We start from the raw sequence: 17,270 nt of genomic DNA on the forward strand, positions 1-17,270 counted from the left end.
CTTTGTCAGTTGCAGTTTGTGCTGAACCTGCTGCTTCAGCCGCTTTATCAGATGCAGTCTTAGCTGAGCCCGCTGCCGCTGTTGCTGAGGTTGCCGCTTCGCCCGCCTTCGTATTAGCAATATCACGAGCCGCTTCTGCCGCCACTTTCGCTTTGTCTGCTTCTGTCGCTGAGTTCGCTGCATTACCCGCAGCTGCTTCTGCACGTGCAACAGATTGATTGATCTCGTTAAGTTTAGTAGTTACAGTTTTTGCTGCGTTTTTAGCCTCTATAATTGAGTTCTTAGAATCAGCATTTAATTTGTAAGTTACTGCATTATTTTCATATGCAACATCTAATCCATCGCCAGCTTTGAAATCAAGCGTATTATTAACATTATTAACTGCTGATGTGCCTTTGTTACTCATTGTTTTAATGTCATTGCCATTTACTTTGAACTTATATTCCGTTTTAGCAATTTCATCAGCTGCTTTAATTACATGATAAAGTTGTGAACCAGTAATTACATCACTCGATGTATCAGAGATCTCACCAGCCCCAACATTTTGGATCTGGCGTTTAATAGTGTTATTACCAAAACTTACAGTGCCATTATCGGTTGCGGCAACGCCTGTAGATAAGGTTGCGTCACCAATTTTGAGGCCACTTACTGTATGTTTAGCCGATGTACTTGAAGATTCACCAATAGCAATATCGCCAGATTTATTAGCAACTGCACTTTTACCTAAGGCAATACCAGAATTTGCACCAGAGGCAACATTAGCACGGTCACCAATGCTAATCCCTGTAACAGCCTCTGTTTTAGCACTATTACCTAAAGTAATAGAATAACTTGCAGCTGCTTTCGCTTGTGCACCATTACCAATTACAATAGCTTGAGTTGCACCACTTTCCGATTTTGCTTGATTATCTTTTGCATCATCGCCCAAGCCACCAATTACAATAGATCTTGAGGCACCGGCTGTCGCTTCCGGGCCAATTGCAACTGTTCTATCCCCATCTGCTTTTGCGTAAGCACCAATGGCGACAACCCTTTCCATCGTTGCGCTTGCATTTTGACCAATAACAACAGAATTTTCTTTTGCTGCAGTAACATTTGTACCAATAGCAACGGTATTTTCTTTTGTTGCAGTAACACTTGTACCAATAGCAACTGTATTTGTACCGCTTACCTTTGTTGCGTTACCTAAAGCAATTGAACTTTCAGCGCTCGCTTTCGTACCCTGACCTAAAGCAATGGAATTTCTGCGTTCAACTGTTGCACCATTACCAATAGCAATTGCATTCACTGCGCCATTACCAACACCTGTATCTATTGCAGTAATATTGGTGTCGTTACCAATCGCAATTGCACCGCTTGCAGCTGTAATTTTGCTATTATTACCAATCGCAATAGCATTTGCAGAACCCACATTGTATGACAGATTACGAAGAATAGTACTGCCTGCACCAAAAGCAATTGCGCCAGCTGAACCCTCAACTTGAGCAAGCTTACCAATGGCAATTCCATTAATTGATTCACTAAATTGGCTTCCCCAATAGTTATTAACGTTTGCTCCAGTACCAATCGCAATAGAATCTTTAGCAAAAGCATTTGCATAGACACCCGAAGCTATAGAGCGATCTGCTTGTGCCCCACTTGCTTCGGCATATTTACCATTATTGTCTTTTGTTTGACCATCCGATGCATTGGTGATGCTACTATTATTTCGTCCTTCATAATTGAATGTTGCTTTAGTACCATCAGCTTTTAATAACGCTTCATCTCTAGTATTTCCATTGGAATTAACATGCGAATATCCCATGATATCTACTTTATCAGCTTTAACTTCATTGAATGTCTCTAATGCTGTTTTTACACTTGTAGCTGTTGCAACTGTATTTGTTGCAACTGTATTTGTTGGATTATTGGCTGCTACAGCTGTAATGCGTTCGTTATTTTTAGTTACACTAATATCACTGGTATTTACGCCAATGTTAACGGTACTTTTATTCGTGGAGTCTAAAGTCGTTGATACGTTTACATAATTACCGTTTGCTTTAAAAATAACCGTGTGATCGTTATTCACGCGACCTGTTACTGTATCTTTATTGTCTGAGTTGTGACCAATATTCCAACCGGTATAATTTCTTACATAGTAAAGTTGTGATCCATTTACAGCATCGAAACTATCGGCTGACATACGGCCTGCAGCCACGTTTTGGATTTGGCGATACATTTTGTTATCGCCATTTTTTCCTCCTATAGAGAGGATGGAAACTGTTGTTTTATCTTTTGATTCATTAAGAGGAGTTATAGTGCTTTCTGTTACATTAAATTTATTATTTGTATTAGAATTAGATTTTATAGTCATTGCATCTACTTTATTTAATGCAACATTGTTGATTGCTCTACCTGCGTTAATAATAGCATTGAGATTTGTTTCATTGTTTTGTCGATTATAATTTGTTACAGCGGTAGTATATGTATTTTCAAGAGCTGACGTATTTATATTGTCAGCTTGACCTTGCCCCTTCGGGTTAATTCGTGAATATGATCCAAGATAAACGGCATCATCATAGCCATTGTACTTTCCACCACTTCCCGAGTCAGTACCGATGGAAACAACATTACGACCAATTGCTTGCATTCCTGCACCAATAGCTATTGTTCCCATACCTTGTGAACCACCTTTTCTGTTACTATTGGAGCCTATAGCGATAGAATTCCAACCAGATGCGGTAAGGTTATCATTACCGATAGCAAGTTGCTTACCTCCTACTGAGGCTGGTTCGTTGCCCTCTTCATCTTTTCGTCCCGCTTGTGCATAGCCAAAAGCGAATGAGGCTGATGCTTTATCATAAACTCCAACAGCATATTTACCATTTCCGTTTTGTCTAAGCACTTCGCCTTTACCAGCGTGAAAAGTTGTGTTTCCATCAATATTTGCTAAAGCCATCGCTTCGTTTGTGAATCCCAAGCAAAGGGATAGTAATGATAGTTTTAATGTCGATTTAATTGTTATAGATTTAGATTGATGACTAGTAGAAGTAGAAGATGCTTTTACAGCACCTTTTGCCAATTCTGATACAACTTCTAAACGTTGAGTGGTTTTGTTCCAAATAATTTTAAAAATGTTGTTCATGGGGTAGTCTTAAGTTATTAAAATTTATAGAAATTTCTTTTGTGGGTTACTGAATTATTTTTATTTTGTTTTAATAAGGCTAAATTTAAAACAAAATTGGCGCATTCTGTCATAAAAGTAAGAATAAGAATATTGTTTTTTTGTAAAGAATTGTAAAGGATTACATGATGAATAAAGGGAAGATGTTGTGAGTGTTTATCATTAAAATGATTTGATGTATTACGTGCTAAAAAATATAGATTTTTTCTTGACAAGGTATTGTAAGCTCATTAAAATTCGCGCCCTATTCCTTGTGATACAAAGTTTATTCCTCCTTAGTTCAGTCGGTAGAACGGTGGACTGTTAATCCATATGTCGCTGGTTCAAGTCCAGCAGGAGGAGCCAATTTTTCTTTTGGTTTAGAGTTTGTTTGTCTCCTTTTACAAATTCTAAATTAGCAACCAAAAGATTTTGAGCCCATCATGTTGATGGGCTTTATTTTTAACTTCAAAATAGGATTTTGCTTCCGCCAGTTGAGATGGTTGTGCCGTATAACAAACTCAAGGCAAAAAATAGCATTATTCCACCTGCGATTAATTTCACGATACTTTCGCTTTTTCCTTTCGTATGTTCTGAACTATACCAACGCCCTAAGTGAATCGCGGTATTTCGCGCATAACGTACAATTCCTGCGAAGGCTGACAGCATAAGTCCTGTGCCGAAAGACATGGCCAATACAGCTAAAATTCCCCAGCCATAAAGATCAAGCATATAAGCTAAAAATAAAACGAAAATTGCACCGCTACATGGTCGCATGCCAATTGTTAGAATCACGAGAAATTGTGATTTTAGATTAGTTGCTTGTGCAGTTTGCGTAGGGCTTGGCAAATGTTGGTGTCCACAGCTACAAGTGTTTGGTTGAAAAGTGCGGTTATTTTTCACCGCACTTTTTTCGTATAGGGGGAGGGGATTTAGGGATTTAATGGCTAATTTAGATTTTTTACGATAGGCACGTAAGCCTTGCCAAATCCAATAACAGCCGAGAAATATCAATAATAGCAAGGCAGATCGTTCTAACCAAAGCTGACTTAATTTGAAATAACGTGATGATAGATTAAGTACCACAACGAGCAATGTGGTTGCTGTAATCGCGACAATGCCTTGCATTAAGGAAGAAAGTAAACTCAAGATAGTGCTTTGTTTTAATTGACTTTCATGAGTAGAAAGATAGCTGGCGATAATAAATTTGCCGTGTCCTGGCCCTAGGGCATGGAGTACGCCGTAAACAAAGCTGGCCAAAATAAGCGTGACGCCTGCCTTGATGCTATTATTTTGAATTTGATGTAAATTTTCCGAAATAAGTTGATTAAAATCTTTTTGCCATGCAGCAATATGTAAGAAAAACCAAGGGGAAAAATAGCCAAGTAAGGCAAGTGCAATCACTAATAACACGAGCCCAGTTTTATTTTTTTTCATTTCTACTCACATTGAATTATTATTTTTTGCGCGAACATTACGCCTAAGGAATCATCTTCGTTCTTTTGGGATTTATCAAGTGAAGATGCGTAGGCTTGGATTTTTTCATCCACATTAGGTTCAATTAATTTTCCTTGGCAATTTTTCGGAAGTGCGGAAAAATCTACCGCACTTTTTGAGGCGTAAGTCATCGCCACATAATAAGTGGGATCGTAAGTTTGTAAGCTAAATGCGTTTTTTTCTAACTTTTGAGAATGTGCGAGAGGAACATCAAAATAATATTGTAGCTGTAATCCTTGGATTTTTACCCCGTAATTTTTGGGGTGTGAAGAATATTTGATTTTGTTGTTTTGAGCGTCATATAGATAGCTAAAATAATGTTCACTCACAATATTTCCCATGACATCATCGATGAGTTTTTGCTGATCATTTTTTGTTTTAGCCTGTTTCATATCATAAATAACTGCGGACGAACTTGGTTCATCCAGAGTCCATTTCATTGATAAGCCGGTGAGTTGATTATTTTCTATGATAGGCGTGGTTTGCATATCTATAAATGCATGGGGGTGAGCTAAAACACTGCAACTAAAGAATAGACCGAGTAATAATGAATACGTTTTCACAAAAAATCCTAATTATTTTGAACGCTAGCATTAGAAGTTGTTTATTCTACACGCAAAAACGAATTTTTCTGTCAAAAATGTTGATGTAAATCAAAAAAACTCTCAATAGCATTTCCCTCGTCTCTGAATATTCAGTAACATAGCTCCCGTCAAGTGATTGCTTGATATTCATAAAGTTCCTAAATAAAATAATCATAAATATAGCTAAACTACTTTCCTGCCACCCGTTTCGGGTGGTTTTTTTTATCTATTATTTGCCTATTGTTAGGCAAATAAAGAAACTTCAAGTAAAATGACAGCACTTTTTTATTAGATAAAGGATAAATATGTCAACTCAATTTGTATATACGATGCATCGTGTCGGTAAAGTAGTGCCGCCGAAGCGTCATATTTTGAAAGATATTTCTTTAAGCTTTTTCCCTGGCGCTAAGATCGGGGTTTTAGGTTTAAATGGTGCGGGTAAATCAACCCTTTTACGCATCATGGCGGGCGTAGATAAAGAATTTGAAGGGGAAGCTCGTCCACAGCCAGGAATCAAAATCGGTTATCTTCCGCAAGAACCAAAATTAGAACCGCAACAAACTGTTCGTGAAGCAGTGGAAGAAGCGGTTTCTGACGTGAAAAATGCACTGACTCGTTTAGATGAAGTGTATGCGCTTTATGCGGATCCAGATGCGGATTTTGATAAATTAGCGGCAGAACAAGCCAATCTTGAAGCCATTATTCAAGCGCATGATGGGCATAATTTAGATAACCAATTAGAGCGCGCCGCTGATGCGTTACGTTTACCTGATTGGGATGCCAAAATCGAACATTTATCTGGTGGTGAGCGTCGCCGTGTAGCACTTTGTCGCTTATTACTCGAAAAACCAGACATGCTCTTATTAGACGAGCCAACCAACCACTTGGATGCGGAATCTGTGGCATGGTTAGAGCGATTCTTACATGATTATGAAGGCACTGTTGTGGCAATTACCCACGACCGTTATTTCTTAGATAACGTAGCGGGCTGGATCTTAGAGCTTGACCGTGGCGAGGGTATTCCTTGGGAAGGCAACTATTCTTCTTGGTTAGAGCAAAAAGAGAAACGCTTAGAGCAAGAACAAGCAGCTGAAAATGCGCGTCAAAAATCCATTGCGAAAGAGTTGGAATGGGTGCGTCAAAATCCAAAAGGCCGTCAAGCGAAAAGCAAAGCACGTATGGCGCGCTTTGATGAGTTGAACTCTGGCGAATATCAAAAACGAAATGAGACTAACGAACTCTTTATTCCACCTGGTCCACGCTTAGGTGATAAAGTGATTGAAGTGCAAAACTTAACCAAATCTTATGGCGACCGCACTTTAATTGATGATTTATCTTTTAGTATTCCAAAAGGTGCAATCGTAGGGATTATCGGGGCAAATGGTGCAGGTAAATCAACCTTATTCCGTATGCTTTCTGGACAGGAACAGCCAGATAACGGCACAATTACGATGGGTGAAACCGTGGTGTTAGCCTCTGTTGATCAGTTCCGTGACTCAATGGATGATAAGAAAACCGTGTGGGAAGAGGTCTCTAACGGCCAAGATATTCTGACTATCGGCAACTTTGAAATTCCAAGCCGCGCTTATGTAGGGCGTTTCAACTTTAAAGGTGTAGATCAACAAAAACGAGTGGGCGAATTATCGGGTGGTGAACGTGGTCGTTTACACTTAGCTAAACTTCTACAACGTGGTGGAAACGTGCTGTTATTGGACGAACCAACCAATGATTTAGACGTTGAAACCTTGCGTGCCTTAGAAAATGCAATTTTAGAATTCCCAGGCTGTGCAATGGTGATTTCCCATGACCGTTGGTTCTTAGACCGTATCGCAACGCATATTTTAGATTACGGTGATGAAGGCAAAGTGACATTCTACGAAGGTAACTTCTCAGACTACGAAGAGTGGAAAAAGAAAACCTTAGGCGATGCAGCGACTCAGCCGCATCGTATTAAATATAAACGTATTGCGAAGTAATTTATATTGAGAAAGTGCGGTTGATGTTGACCGCACTTTTCTTACTTTTTTGGGAGTGATTATGCTAGTTTATTTACATATTTTTTTCGCCTTTTTAAGTTTTGCCTTGTTGGTGATTCGTGGAGCAATGCAGCTTACTGGCAAAAACTGGCGTTCGATAAAATTATTAAAAATTTTACCGCACTTATCAGATACCTTGTTGATTGTTTCTGGTGTCGTCATTTTATATCTCTTTGCTTTTGGTATTGAATGGTGGTTGATAGCTAAATTCGCATTACTGATTTTGTATATCGTGTTTGCTGCAAAATTTTTCAGTAAAAAAGTTTCTCAACCCAAAAGTATTTTCTTTTGGCTTGCTTGCGTAAGTTTTATTGGTGCGATCTTAATTGCCTATTTAAAATAAAAGATGCCATTTCGCCAGCTTCAAATTTTAATCAGAAAAACTTTGCCGCTTGTGCCTGATAACGTATTCATTATTGGTGAAAGCGGCGTTGCTTTTTCTAAAGCAACGAATTTGCTCGGACAAGAATTTGAACATATTTTATTTGATGGACGAAATGGCATTCATCTTGAAGCGCTAGCTATTGCCGCTGGAACACTGAAAATAGGCGGTACACTTTGTTTAGTGTTATCTGATTGGGAAAATTTATCTTTGCAACTTGATCAAGATAGTTTACGTTGGAATGGAAATCAGTCAACAATCGCCACGCCTAATTTTATTGATCATTTCAAACAGTGCATTGAACGCTATCATTTCCCCATTTTGAGAGAGGAAAGTGCGGTTGAATTTCCTACGGTTTTTTATTCTAACGAACTTCATAAAAATGCTACGTTAGCGCAACAACAAATTATCGAGAATATTTTACAGGCCGATCAGGATATTTATTTTCTAACCGCCAAGCGGGGAAGAGGAAAATCCGCATTATTGGGGATGCTCGCTAATCAAATTCAAGCGCCAGTTTATCTCACCGCACCGAATAAAAGTGCGGTGTATTCGGTTATTGAATTTTCAGAACGAGAGATAGAATTTATCGCCCCAGATGAACTGACTATTCGGTTACAAAATGAACCAGATTTTAGTCAATCCGCTTGGTTGCTCGTAGATGAAGCAGCGATGATCCCATTGCCGTTATTGCAAGAATATTCTCAATATTTTCAACATATTGTCTTCAGCACAACAATTCATAGCTACGAAGGAACGGGACGTGGTTTCGAATTAAAATTTAAACGAAAAATTCACCGTACTTTTCAGCATTTTGAGCTTAAACAGCCTCTACGTTGGCAAGAAAATGATCCGTTAGAACATTTTATTGATGATCTTTTGTTACTAAATGCTGAAGATGAGTTTCAGCAATTTCCTTTTCGACCTCATCTCCCTTATCAAATTCGAGAAGTGCAAAAACCTCATCATATTGCAGATTTTTATGGCTTAATGACATTGGCGCATTATCGAACGTCGCCACTTGATCTTCGCCGTTTACTTGATGGGGAAAATCAACGTTTTTATTTTGCCGAATATCAACAGAATTTGCTCGGTGCCATTTGGGCATTAGAAGAAGGAAATATGACAGATGATGAGTTGATTATTCAAATTCAACAAGGCAAACGCCGCCCGAAGGGGAATCTTGTTCCACAGGCATTATGTTTCCATGAAAATTTATCCTACGCCTGTAAATTACGATCTTTACGTATTTCTCGTATCGCGGTTCAGCCAAATTGGCAAAAACAGGGTATTGGTCAAAATCTAATGAAATTTATGGAAAATTCAGAAGTTGATTTTCTTTCGGTGAGTTTTGGCTACACCGACGAACTGGCAAAATTTTGGCAAAAGTGCGGTTTTGTTTTGGTACATTTAGGTGAGCACCAAGAAGCGAGTAGTGGTTGTTATTCAGCGATTGCCCTTAAAGGTATTTCTAAAGATGGATTGGCTTTAGTTGAGACTGCGTACAAACAATTTCAGCGTAATATCCCTTTATCTTTTCATCCGCTATCCATAAATTTTCAGCAAAATCAGCTTGATTGGCAGCTTGATGAGTTAGATTGGGTGAGCTTAAAAAACTTCGCTAATTTCCACCGCACTTTATTTTCGAGCATTCCTGTGATAAGGCGTTTATTAAAATTAGCGGGCAAAGAAAATTTTCCATTAATTTCTGCTTATTTAACAAAAAAACAACTTCCTATTAACAAGAGAAAAGGCGTAGAATGCCTACGTTTAGAAATTAAACAATATTTAGAACGAGGAACTTTATGACAGAACAAATTGAGAAACCAAAAGGCTGGTTTAAACGTGCACTTGAAAAATATGATAATTTCATTAAAGAATGGGGATTAGATCAACCTAATTGTAGCTGCGTGCCTATGTCAGCGAAAGAAAATGAAAATGGTAATTTGAAGAAAACAGAAGATAAATTTAATCAGTAAATACCTTTTTATATACGGCGAACCACCTGAAATGATTAGTTATTTTTTATATGTGCTACTTTCTTTATATATTAAAATTGATATATAATAAATTATATATCGATAATCATAGGAGATGATTCATGAAAAAATTAACTAAAATTTCAACCGCACTTTTAATCGCTGGATTAGGCTTTTCTTTTGCAGCATCTGCTAAAGTGACTGTATTTGCAGCGGCTTCAATGACAGATGCTTTACAACAAGTCGCAAAAGATTACGCAAAACAAAACCCGAAAAATGAAGTAGTGTTTTCTTTCGCTTCTTCTTCAACTTTAGCAAAACAAGTTGAAGAAGGCGCGCCAGCAGATATTTTTGTCTCTGCAAGCAATAAATGGATGAAATATCTTTCTGAAAAAGATTTAACCGTGAAAGAAACTGAAAAAGTGTTAGTGGGCAATGATTTAGTCTTAATCGCACCAGCAAAAAGTGCGGTAAATTCTGTGGATATTGCAAAAGGCGAATGGATTAATACATTAAAAGATAGTTATTTATCTGTTGGCGATCCTGCGCACGTACCAGCGGGTCAATACGCAGAAGAAGCATTAACTAAATTAAATTTATGGGATAAAGTGCAAGATCGTTTAGCGCGTGCAAAAGATGTGCGTGGTGCATTAGCTTTAGTGGAACGTGCAGAAGCACCTTACGGTATTGTATACAGCACTGATGCAAAAATTAGCCAACAAGTTAAAACGGTTGCAGTGTTCCCTGCGGATAGCCATAAACCAGTTGTTTACCCCGTTTCTATTTTGAAAGATCATGATAATACGGATGCTCGTGACTTCTTAAAATATTTAGAATCAGATGCTGCGAAGAAAGTGCTTGTAGGGTATGGTTTCTCTGCAAAATAAGATAGAATCTTAATAGTCATGAAGGGCGGATATTTCTGCCCTTTTGTTATTATAGAGCACCTTACCTCTCATCAATATGGGATATTCCCATAAACAAGGGATTTAAAGAGAGGCTATTCAGATAAGGATTCATTTTGCTTACCCAATTTTTTTCATTTTTCAATCTGACTCCAATAGAAATCTCAGCGATTAATTTAAGCCTGAGTGTCGCCGTCAGTTCTATGCTTTGGAGTTTGCCTTTAGCCATTTTTGTTGCGTGGCTTTTAGCGCGCAAAAACTTCTATGGCAAATCCCTGATTACTGGCGTAATTCATTTGCCTTTAGTGTTGCCTCCTGTAGTTATCGGTTATCTATTGCTTGTGGCAATGGGACGAAATGGTTTCATTGGCAAGTATTTATATCAATGGTTTGGCTTATCTTTTGGTTTTAGTTGGAAGGGGGCGGTGCTTTCCTCAGCAGTGGTTGCCTTTCCATTGGTTGTTCGTGCGATTCGACTTTCTTTAGAAAATATTGATATTAAATTGGAGCAAGCGGCGCAAACACTCGGTGCTTCCGCTTGGCGTGTATTTTTTACAATAACCTTGCCACTTTCTTTACCTGGGGTTTTAGCTGGACTCGTTCTTGGTTTTGCACGATCATTAGGAGAATTTGGCGCGACCATTACGTTTGTATCGAATATTGCAGGCGAAACTCAAACGATTCCACTTGCGATGTATTCTTTTATTCAAACACCGGGAGCGGAAGAACAAACTGCTCGCTTATGTTTATTTGCTATCATTCTTTCATTGATTTCTTTGCTATTGTCAGAGTGGTTGAGCAAGCGAATGCAGAAAAAATTAGGACAAGGAAATGTTGCAGATTAATGTGAAAAAACAGCTCGGGCAACTTGCCTTGCAAGCGAATATACAAGTGCCAGATCAAGGCGTAACCGCAATTTTCGGTTTGTCTGGTTCAGGCAAAACATCGCTAATTAATCTCGTGAGTGGTTTGATACAACCAGACGAAGGATTCATCCGTTTAAATGACCGCACTTTAGTGGATATGGAAACCCAAGAATCATTGCCGACTCATTTGCGTAAAATTGGCTATGTGTTCCAAGATGCGCGTTTATTTCCTCACTACACCGTGAAAGGTAATTTGCGCTATGGCATGAAAAATGTCTCGCAAGATGATTTTAATTATATTGTCGATCTTCTCGGGATTACTCACTTATTAAAGCGTTATCCGCTTACGCTTTCTGGCGGAGAGAAACAACGTGTGGCAATCGGGCGGGCGCTGCTGACTGATCCTGATATTTTACTGATGGACGAACCACTTTCTGCCCTTGATGTTCCCCGTAAACGCGAGCTAATGCAATATTTGGAATGTCTTTCTAAAGAAATTAATATCCCGATTTTATATGTTACACATAGCTTAGACGAACTGTTACGTTTAGCTGATCGGGTCGTACTGATGGAAAACGGCATCGTGAAAGCCTATGACAGCGTAGAAAAAATCTGGAATAGTGCTATTTTTGCCCCTTGGAAAGGAGAAAGCGAACAGAGTAGTGTACTTGCCTTGCCCGTTCATTTGCATAATCCTCCTTATAAAATGACCGCACTTTTCTTAGGCGAACAAGCACTTTGGATTCATCTAGTGCCCGCGAATGTAGGCGAGCGAGTGCGAGTTTGTATTTATAGTTCAGATGTTTCTATCACTCTGCAAAAGCCAGAACAAACAAGTATTCGTAATATTTTACGTGGCCAAGTTGCACAAATTGAGATACAAGATTCTCGAGTGGATATTGCGGTGCTGGTGGATGGACATAAGATTTGGGCAAGTATCAGTAAATGGGCGCAAAATGAACTGCGTTTTGCTGTTGGGCAAGATGTTTATGTTCAAATTAAAGCGGTGTCAGTGATGTGAATATTGCGTTTTATTGATTGTTAAATGTTATTGATAACGGTGAATAATCGATATATTCACCGTTTTTCAAATTAATACGCTCCTCGGTATTCTTGGATAACCGCACTTTTTAAAAGTGCGGTTATTTTCATGCCTATTTTATTTAACCTGATTAATCAAAAATTGGGTTAATAAAGAAACAGGACGGCCAGTTGCGCCTTTATTTGCTCCTTGTAGCCAAGCTGTACCGGCGATGTCCAAATGTGCCCAGCGATATTTTTTCGTGAAGTTAGACAAAAATGCACCCGCTGTAATTGCGCCACCCCAGCGACCGCCAATATTGGCAAGATCGGCGAAAGGTGATTTCAGTTGCTCTTGATATTCTTCGCTTAATGGTAAACGCCACGCTTTGTCAGCGGTTTCTGTTGCCGCTTGGAGTAATGCATTGGCAAGATCGTTATCTGTAGAAACTAAGCCACTATTGTGTTGGCCAAGGGCAACCACACAAGCCCCGGTCAAGGTTGCAACATCAATAACAAGCTCAGGTTCAAAACGCTCAACATAAGTAAGGGCATCACAAAGGACTAAGCGGCCTTCTGCATCGGTGTTGAGCACTTCTACGGTTAAACCGTTCATGGTAGTGAGAATATCGCCTGGGCGATAAGCATTGCCATCAGGCAAATTTTCACAACCGGCTAAAACACCAATAACGTTTAATGGCAAGTTCAACTCTGCAATGGCTTTCATTGTGCCGAAGATAGAGGCTGCACCACACATGTCATATTTCATTTCATCCATGTCAGCGGCCGGTTTAAGTGAAATACCGCCTGCATCAAAGGTTAATCCTTTGCCTACAAGTACAATGGGTTTGGCATTTTTATCTGGTGCATTATTGAATGTCAAAATAGACATATAAGCACGGTTTTCAGAGCCTTTTGAGACGGCAAGATAAGCGTTCATTCCAAGTTTTGACATTTCTTCTTCATCCACAACTTTCAATGAAAGTGCGGTAGAATTTTCTGCTAAATTTTTTGCTTGTTCAGCAAGATAAGCGGGGTTACAGATATTTGGTGGCATATTTGCGATGTCGCGAGCTTCTTTTATACCTGAGCTAATCGCACTGGCATGAGCAATGGCTTGTTGTGCTTGATCACAATCCGTATTAAAGATGAAAGATTCAAAAACAGAGGCTTCTGCTTTTTGAGATTTGAAATGATCAAATTGATAATTGGTGTGTTCAATCGTTTCAATGGCAAAGCGGATATTCCAATAAAGATCGCGATCTTTTAATTCAATTTCAGTTAAATAAGAAACGATTTCATGCGCGTTGGTTTCTTTTAAGGTTTTTAATACAGCTTGGATGATTTGTTTATATTGACGCTCGGAGAGTTCTCCTTTTTTGCCACAGCCAACGATTAACACGCGTTTGGCAGCAAGACCTTGAAGATCTCGAAGTAAAATAGTTTGGGCTAATTTGCCAGTTAGCTCACCTGATTTTACTAAGTCGTTTAAATAGCCTTGGGTTAATTGATTGATTTCATGGAAACTTTTTGAAAATTCATTGTTCTCATATACGCCTAAAACAATGCAATCACTGGCTTGAGAAAGTGCGGTGTTTTTTGCTTGATATTTCATTTGATGTCCTTAAATTTCTGTTTAATTCAGCGAAAATAAGGTATCATACGCGACCGATTTTATCCAGTTTTCCCCCATTCTAGATTTAGAAAAACAAACGAAATAAGATGATTTTAATTCGATATTTAACGAAAGAAGTATTTAAGAGCCAAGTCGCCATTTTGTTCATTTTATTGCTGATATTTTTCTCTCAGCAGTTAGTGCGCGTACTGGGATCTGCGGCTAATGGTAAAGTACCAGCTGATTTGGTATTTTCCTTGCTTGGGCTTGGTATGCCTGCTATGGCGCAATTAATGTTGCCATTATGTTTGTTTATTGCGATTTTACTCACTTTTGGTCGTCTCTACGCTGAAAGTGAAATAACGGTGATGCGTGCTTGTGGTGTCGGACAGCGTGTTTTAGTGCGTGTGGCATTAATGCTTTCATTGATTACTGCGGGACTTGCTGCTTATAACGTCTTGTGGCTTTCGCCTTGGTCAATTCAAAAACAAGCGGCAATCGTAGAAGATGCTAAGGCGAATCCAACAATGGGTGCGCTTTCTTCTGGTCAGTTCATGTCAACAAATAACAATAATTTTGTTTTATTTATTGATAGTATCAAGGGAAATCAAATTAATGACGTGTATTTGTTCCAAACTGCGCCAAAAGGGCAAACGAAACCATCTGTCGTGACTGCTGAAAAAGGCGAATTAAAATCACTGCCAAATGGCGATCAAATTCTGAATTTACAAAATACGCAACGAGTTGAAGGCACATCTGTTTTGCCTGATTTCCGCATTACGCATTTTGATGAATATCAAGCCTATTTAGGTCATCAGGAAACAGAAAATACGAATGATGAAGTCGCAGAATTAACATTGTCTCAACTTGTCGGTTTAGATTCTCCTTCGGCGAAATCTGAATTGCATTGGCGTATTACATTAATCTTGGCGGTTCCACTCATGGCGTTAATTGCTGTGCCATTAAGTCGTGTAAATCCTCGACAAGGTCGATTTGCCAAAATTTTACCCGCACTTTTACTTTATTTAATTTATTTCTTATTACAAAGTTCCTTTAAATCTGCGGGGGCAGCAGGAAAATTAGATGCTGCTATTTTTATGCCTCTTGTGAATATTGGCTTTTTGTTGCTTGGTATCGTGTTAAATGGTTGGGATAGCGCTGTGATGTATAAATTCCGCCATTTATTCAGTAGAAAAGGATAAGCAAAATGATGAATACCCTCGATCGTTATATTGGAAAAAGTATTCTTGGATCAATTTTTGCCACTTTGCTTACATTGGTTGGGCTCTCTGCCATTATCAAATTTGTGGAACAATTTCGTAGCGTGGGTAAAGGTACTTATGATATTTGGCAAGCAGTAGCTTTTACTGGCTTAACTATTCCAAAAGATATTGAAACTTTCTTTCCTATGGCAGCATTGCTTGGTGCGCTAATGGCTTTAGGTAATCTTGCGAGTCGAAGTGAACTCGTTGTGATGCAAGCCGCTGGATTTTCTCGTTTTAAAATTGGTATGGCAGTGATGAAAACCGCATTACCATTAGTGTTGTTAACCATGGTGATTGGTGAGTGGGGAATTCCGCAAACAGAACAGTTCGCACGTGATATGCGTGCTCGAGCGCTTTCTGGTGGTTCAATGCTTTCCATGAAAAATGGGGTTTGGGCAAAAGATGGTAATAATTTTGTATTTGTTCGACGTGTGACGGATGACGCAAAATTAAACGATATTTATATTTATACTTTTGATCAGGATCGTAATTTGACGGAGTTGAAACATGCTAACCAAGCAAGTTATTCGGAAGATGAAAGTAAATGGACTTTACGTCAAGTGAATCATTCTATGATTAGCAAAGATGAAATCACGACAAGTAATCGCTTATCGGAAAAATGGGAAACAAATTTAACGCCAGATAAATTAGGCGCTGTTTCTTTACGTCCTACATCACTGTCTATTTCAGGTTTGTATAATTACATTTCATTTTTACGTGAAACAGGCCAAGATGTGAGTCGCTTTGAACTCACATTCTGGCGGAAAATTTTTCAACCTGTGTCTGTTGGTGTGATGATGTTATTGGCATTATCTTTTATTTTTGGATCACTACGCAGTGTGACGGCGGGGGCAAGGATTGTAACGGGCATCTGTTTTGGCTTTTTGTTCTATGTTGTAAATGAAATTTTTGGGCAAATGAGCGTTGTTTATAACATGCCTGCTGTTTTTGGTGCGCTAATGCCAAGTTTACTATTTATCGTGATGATTTGGTGGTTGCTGAGTCGGAAACGGGATTAATCCAGATTATTCAAATAATTGCGTGTTCAGTAATGGCACGCAATATTTTTATGTGTTGTTTTCAAATGGAAGAAGTTAAAAAATCAATGAAAATTGGCTTAGTATTAGAAGGTGGGGCGATGCGAGGCATGTACACCGCGGGTGTACTAGATACCTTCTTAGATAAAGATTTTGGGGTTGATGGTATCATTTCTGTTTCTGCAGGTGCATTGTTTGGGGTTAATTATCCTTCTCGGCAAAAAGGGCGGGCAATTCGTTACAACAAGAAATTTATATCAGATAAGCGTTATATCAGTTTTAAAAGTTTGGTGAGCACAGGCAATATCGTGAATAAAGATTTTGCTTTTTATGAAGTACCTTTCAAATATGATGTGTTTGATAATAAAACCTTTAAAGAATCAGATATAGATTTTTATGTGGCTGTAACTAATTTACAAACTGCACAAGCAGAATATGTCAAATTAATAGATCCTTTGGCTCAAATGGAGGTGTTGCGTGCTACCTCCGCTATGCCTTATGTTTCTCGTCCTGTTGAGATAGACGGGATTCCTTATTTGGATGGTGCTATTGCGGATTCTATTCCTGTTGAACAAATGCAGAAGTTAGGATACGATAAAATCATTGTCATTCTTACCCGTACTTTAGAGTATAGAAAATCTAAGCCAATGGCTTGGATTGCCAAATGGTTTTATCGACGTTATCCACATTTTGCAGATGCCGTAAATCAGCGTTATGCCATGTATAATCAACAAGTTGAAAATGTGATTAAGCTAGCAGAAAAAGGCGATATTTTTGTTATTCGACCTTCTGTTGATTTGAAGATTAAGCGTATTGAAAAAGATCCCAATAAATTGCAGGCAATGTATGAGTTGGGTATAAAAGATATGCAATTACAGTGGAAAAATTTATTGGACTATTTAAATCGATAATAAAAAATGGATTAAACCTTTTACCGTTTAA

14 protein-coding genes and 1 tRNA gene are annotated in these 17,270 nt (G+C 38.6%); 11 read left to right on the forward strand and 4 right to left on the reverse strand.

What is annotated here, in order from left to right; translation table 11 throughout:
• On the reverse strand, positions 1-3,124 hold a 3,124-nt coding region (locus A9501_RS01355; RefSeq protein WP_257006469.1), incomplete at its 3' end, for an ESPR-type extended signal peptide-containing protein.
• A gap of 308 nt (positions 3,125-3,432) precedes the next feature.
• Between A9501_RS01355 and A9501_RS01360 the strand changes: the two genes are divergently transcribed.
• Positions 3,433-3,508: transfer RNA gene (locus tag A9501_RS01360), tRNA-Asn, on the forward strand.
• Positions 3,509-3,610: 102 nt separating this feature from the next.
• On the opposite strand, the gene zevB is transcribed toward A9501_RS01360, so the two are convergent.
• Both zevB and zevA read right to left on the reverse strand, forming a co-directional pair.
• Positions 3,611-4,579 carry a zinc transporter permease subunit ZevB gene (zevB, locus tag A9501_RS01365; RefSeq protein ID WP_065264631.1) on the reverse strand — a complete coding sequence of 323 codons (969 nt, stop codon included), beginning with the start codon at positions 4,577-4,579 and terminating at the stop codon, positions 3,611-3,613.
• Between the two features lie 2 nt (positions 4,580-4,581).
• A complete protein-coding gene (gene zevA, locus A9501_RS01370) occupies positions 4,582-5,202 on the reverse strand; it encodes a zinc transporter binding subunit ZevA (protein ID WP_065264632.1) in 621 nt (206 codons plus the stop codon).
• A 326-nt stretch (positions 5,203-5,528) separates the two neighbouring features.
• Here zevA and ettA point away from each other — a divergent pair, with 326 nt between their 5' ends.
• From ettA to modC, 7 genes are all read left to right on the forward strand, one after another.
• The gene (ettA, locus tag A9501_RS01375; protein WP_065264633.1) at positions 5,529-7,199 is read left to right on the forward strand and encodes an energy-dependent translational throttle protein EttA; all 1,671 of its coding nucleotides are present in this window, start codon (positions 5,529-5,531) and stop codon (positions 7,197-7,199) included.
• 61 nt (positions 7,200-7,260) lie between these two features.
• Positions 7,261-7,602 (forward strand): SirB2 family protein, encoded by a 342-nt coding sequence (locus A9501_RS01380; protein WP_065264634.1) that lies wholly within the window; start codon positions 7,261-7,263, stop codon positions 7,600-7,602.
• Between the two features lie 3 nt (positions 7,603-7,605).
• Positions 7,606-9,450, forward strand: coding sequence for a tRNA(Met) cytidine acetyltransferase TmcA (locus A9501_RS01385; protein WP_065264635.1), 1,845 nt, complete (start codon positions 7,606-7,608; stop codon positions 9,448-9,450).
• Positions 9,447-9,620 carry a DUF5363 family protein gene (locus A9501_RS09645; protein ID WP_164994204.1) on the forward strand — a complete coding sequence of 58 codons (174 nt, stop codon included), beginning with the start codon at positions 9,447-9,449 and terminating at the stop codon, positions 9,618-9,620. The genes A9501_RS01385 and A9501_RS09645 overlap by 4 nt, the downstream gene beginning before the upstream one ends.
• Positions 9,621-9,742: 122 nt before the next feature.
• Positions 9,743-10,507: a molybdate ABC transporter substrate-binding protein gene (gene modA, locus A9501_RS01390; RefSeq protein ID WP_065264636.1), complete on the forward strand. Its 765-nt coding sequence runs from the start codon at positions 9,743-9,745 to the stop codon at positions 10,505-10,507.
• A gap of 134 nt (positions 10,508-10,641) precedes the next feature.
• The gene (modB, locus tag A9501_RS01395) at positions 10,642-11,370 is read left to right on the forward strand and encodes a molybdate ABC transporter permease subunit (protein WP_065264637.1); all 729 of its coding nucleotides are present in this window, start codon (positions 10,642-10,644) and stop codon (positions 11,368-11,370) included.
• Positions 11,357-12,412 (forward strand): molybdenum ABC transporter ATP-binding protein ModC, encoded by a 1,056-nt coding sequence (gene modC / locus A9501_RS01400; protein WP_065264638.1) that lies wholly within the window; start codon positions 11,357-11,359, stop codon positions 12,410-12,412. The genes modB and modC overlap by 14 nt, the downstream gene beginning before the upstream one ends.
• 138 nt (positions 12,413-12,550) lie before the next feature.
• On the opposite strand, the gene A9501_RS01405 is transcribed toward modC, so the two are convergent.
• Positions 12,551-14,026: a leucyl aminopeptidase gene (locus A9501_RS01405; RefSeq protein ID WP_065264639.1), complete on the reverse strand. Its 1,476-nt coding sequence runs from the start codon at positions 14,024-14,026 to the stop codon at positions 12,551-12,553.
• 107 nt (positions 14,027-14,133) lie between these two features.
• Between A9501_RS01405 and lptF the strand changes: the two genes are divergently transcribed.
• The 3 genes from lptF (at position 14,134) to A9501_RS01420 (ending at position 17,239) form a co-directional block, all read left to right on the forward strand.
• Complete coding sequence (gene lptF / locus A9501_RS01410) at positions 14,134-15,228, forward strand: LPS export ABC transporter permease LptF (protein WP_065264640.1); 1,095 nt, start codon at positions 14,134-14,136, stop codon at positions 15,226-15,228.
• A gap of 5 nt (positions 15,229-15,233) precedes the next feature.
• Complete coding sequence (gene lptG / locus A9501_RS01415) at positions 15,234-16,310, forward strand: LPS export ABC transporter permease LptG (protein WP_065264641.1); 1,077 nt, start codon at positions 15,234-15,236, stop codon at positions 16,308-16,310.
• 86 nt (positions 16,311-16,396) lie between these two features.
• Entirely contained in the window at positions 16,397-17,239 is an 843-nt protein-coding gene (locus tag A9501_RS01420) for a patatin-like phospholipase family protein (protein WP_065264861.1), read from the forward strand.
• The last annotated feature ends 31 nt before the right edge of the window (positions 17,240-17,270 follow it).

Origin of the sequence: Haemophilus sp. CCUG 66565, assembly GCF_001679495.1 — a bacterium.
Taxonomy (GTDB): Bacteria; Pseudomonadota; Gammaproteobacteria; order Enterobacterales; family Pasteurellaceae; genus Haemophilus; species Haemophilus haemolyticus_K.

What these genes read in the sequence shown, in the direction of transcription:
- zevB (WP_065264631.1), bottom strand. Translation starts at nt 4,579, where the DNA reads ATGAAAAAAAATAAAACTGGGCTCGTGTTATTAGTGATTGCACTTGCC.
- ettA (WP_065264633.1), top strand. Translation starts at nt 5,529, where the DNA reads ATGTCAACTCAATTTGTATATACGATGCATCGTGTCGGTAAAGTAGTG.
- A9501_RS01380 (WP_065264634.1), top strand. Translation starts at nt 7,261, where the DNA reads ATGCTAGTTTATTTACATATTTTTTTCGCCTTTTTAAGTTTTGCCTTG.
- A9501_RS01385 (WP_065264635.1), top strand. Translation starts at nt 7,606, where the DNA reads ATGCCATTTCGCCAGCTTCAAATTTTAATCAGAAAAACTTTGCCGCTT.
- A9501_RS09645 (WP_164994204.1), top strand. Translation starts at nt 9,447, where the DNA reads ATGACAGAACAAATTGAGAAACCAAAAGGCTGGTTTAAACGTGCACTT.
- modA (WP_065264636.1), top strand. Translation starts at nt 9,743, where the DNA reads ATGAAAAAATTAACTAAAATTTCAACCGCACTTTTAATCGCTGGATTA.
- modC (WP_065264638.1), top strand. Translation starts at nt 11,357, where the DNA reads ATGTTGCAGATTAATGTGAAAAAACAGCTCGGGCAACTTGCCTTGCAA.
- A9501_RS01405 (WP_065264639.1), bottom strand. Translation starts at nt 14,026, where the DNA reads ATGAAATATCAAGCAAAAAACACCGCACTTTCTCAAGCCAGTGATTGC.
- lptF (WP_065264640.1), top strand. Translation starts at nt 14,134, where the DNA reads ATGATTTTAATTCGATATTTAACGAAAGAAGTATTTAAGAGCCAAGTC.
- lptG (WP_065264641.1), top strand. Translation starts at nt 15,234, where the DNA reads ATGATGAATACCCTCGATCGTTATATTGGAAAAAGTATTCTTGGATCA.
- A9501_RS01420 (WP_065264861.1), top strand. Translation starts at nt 16,397, where the DNA reads ATGAAAATTGGCTTAGTATTAGAAGGTGGGGCGATGCGAGGCATGTAC.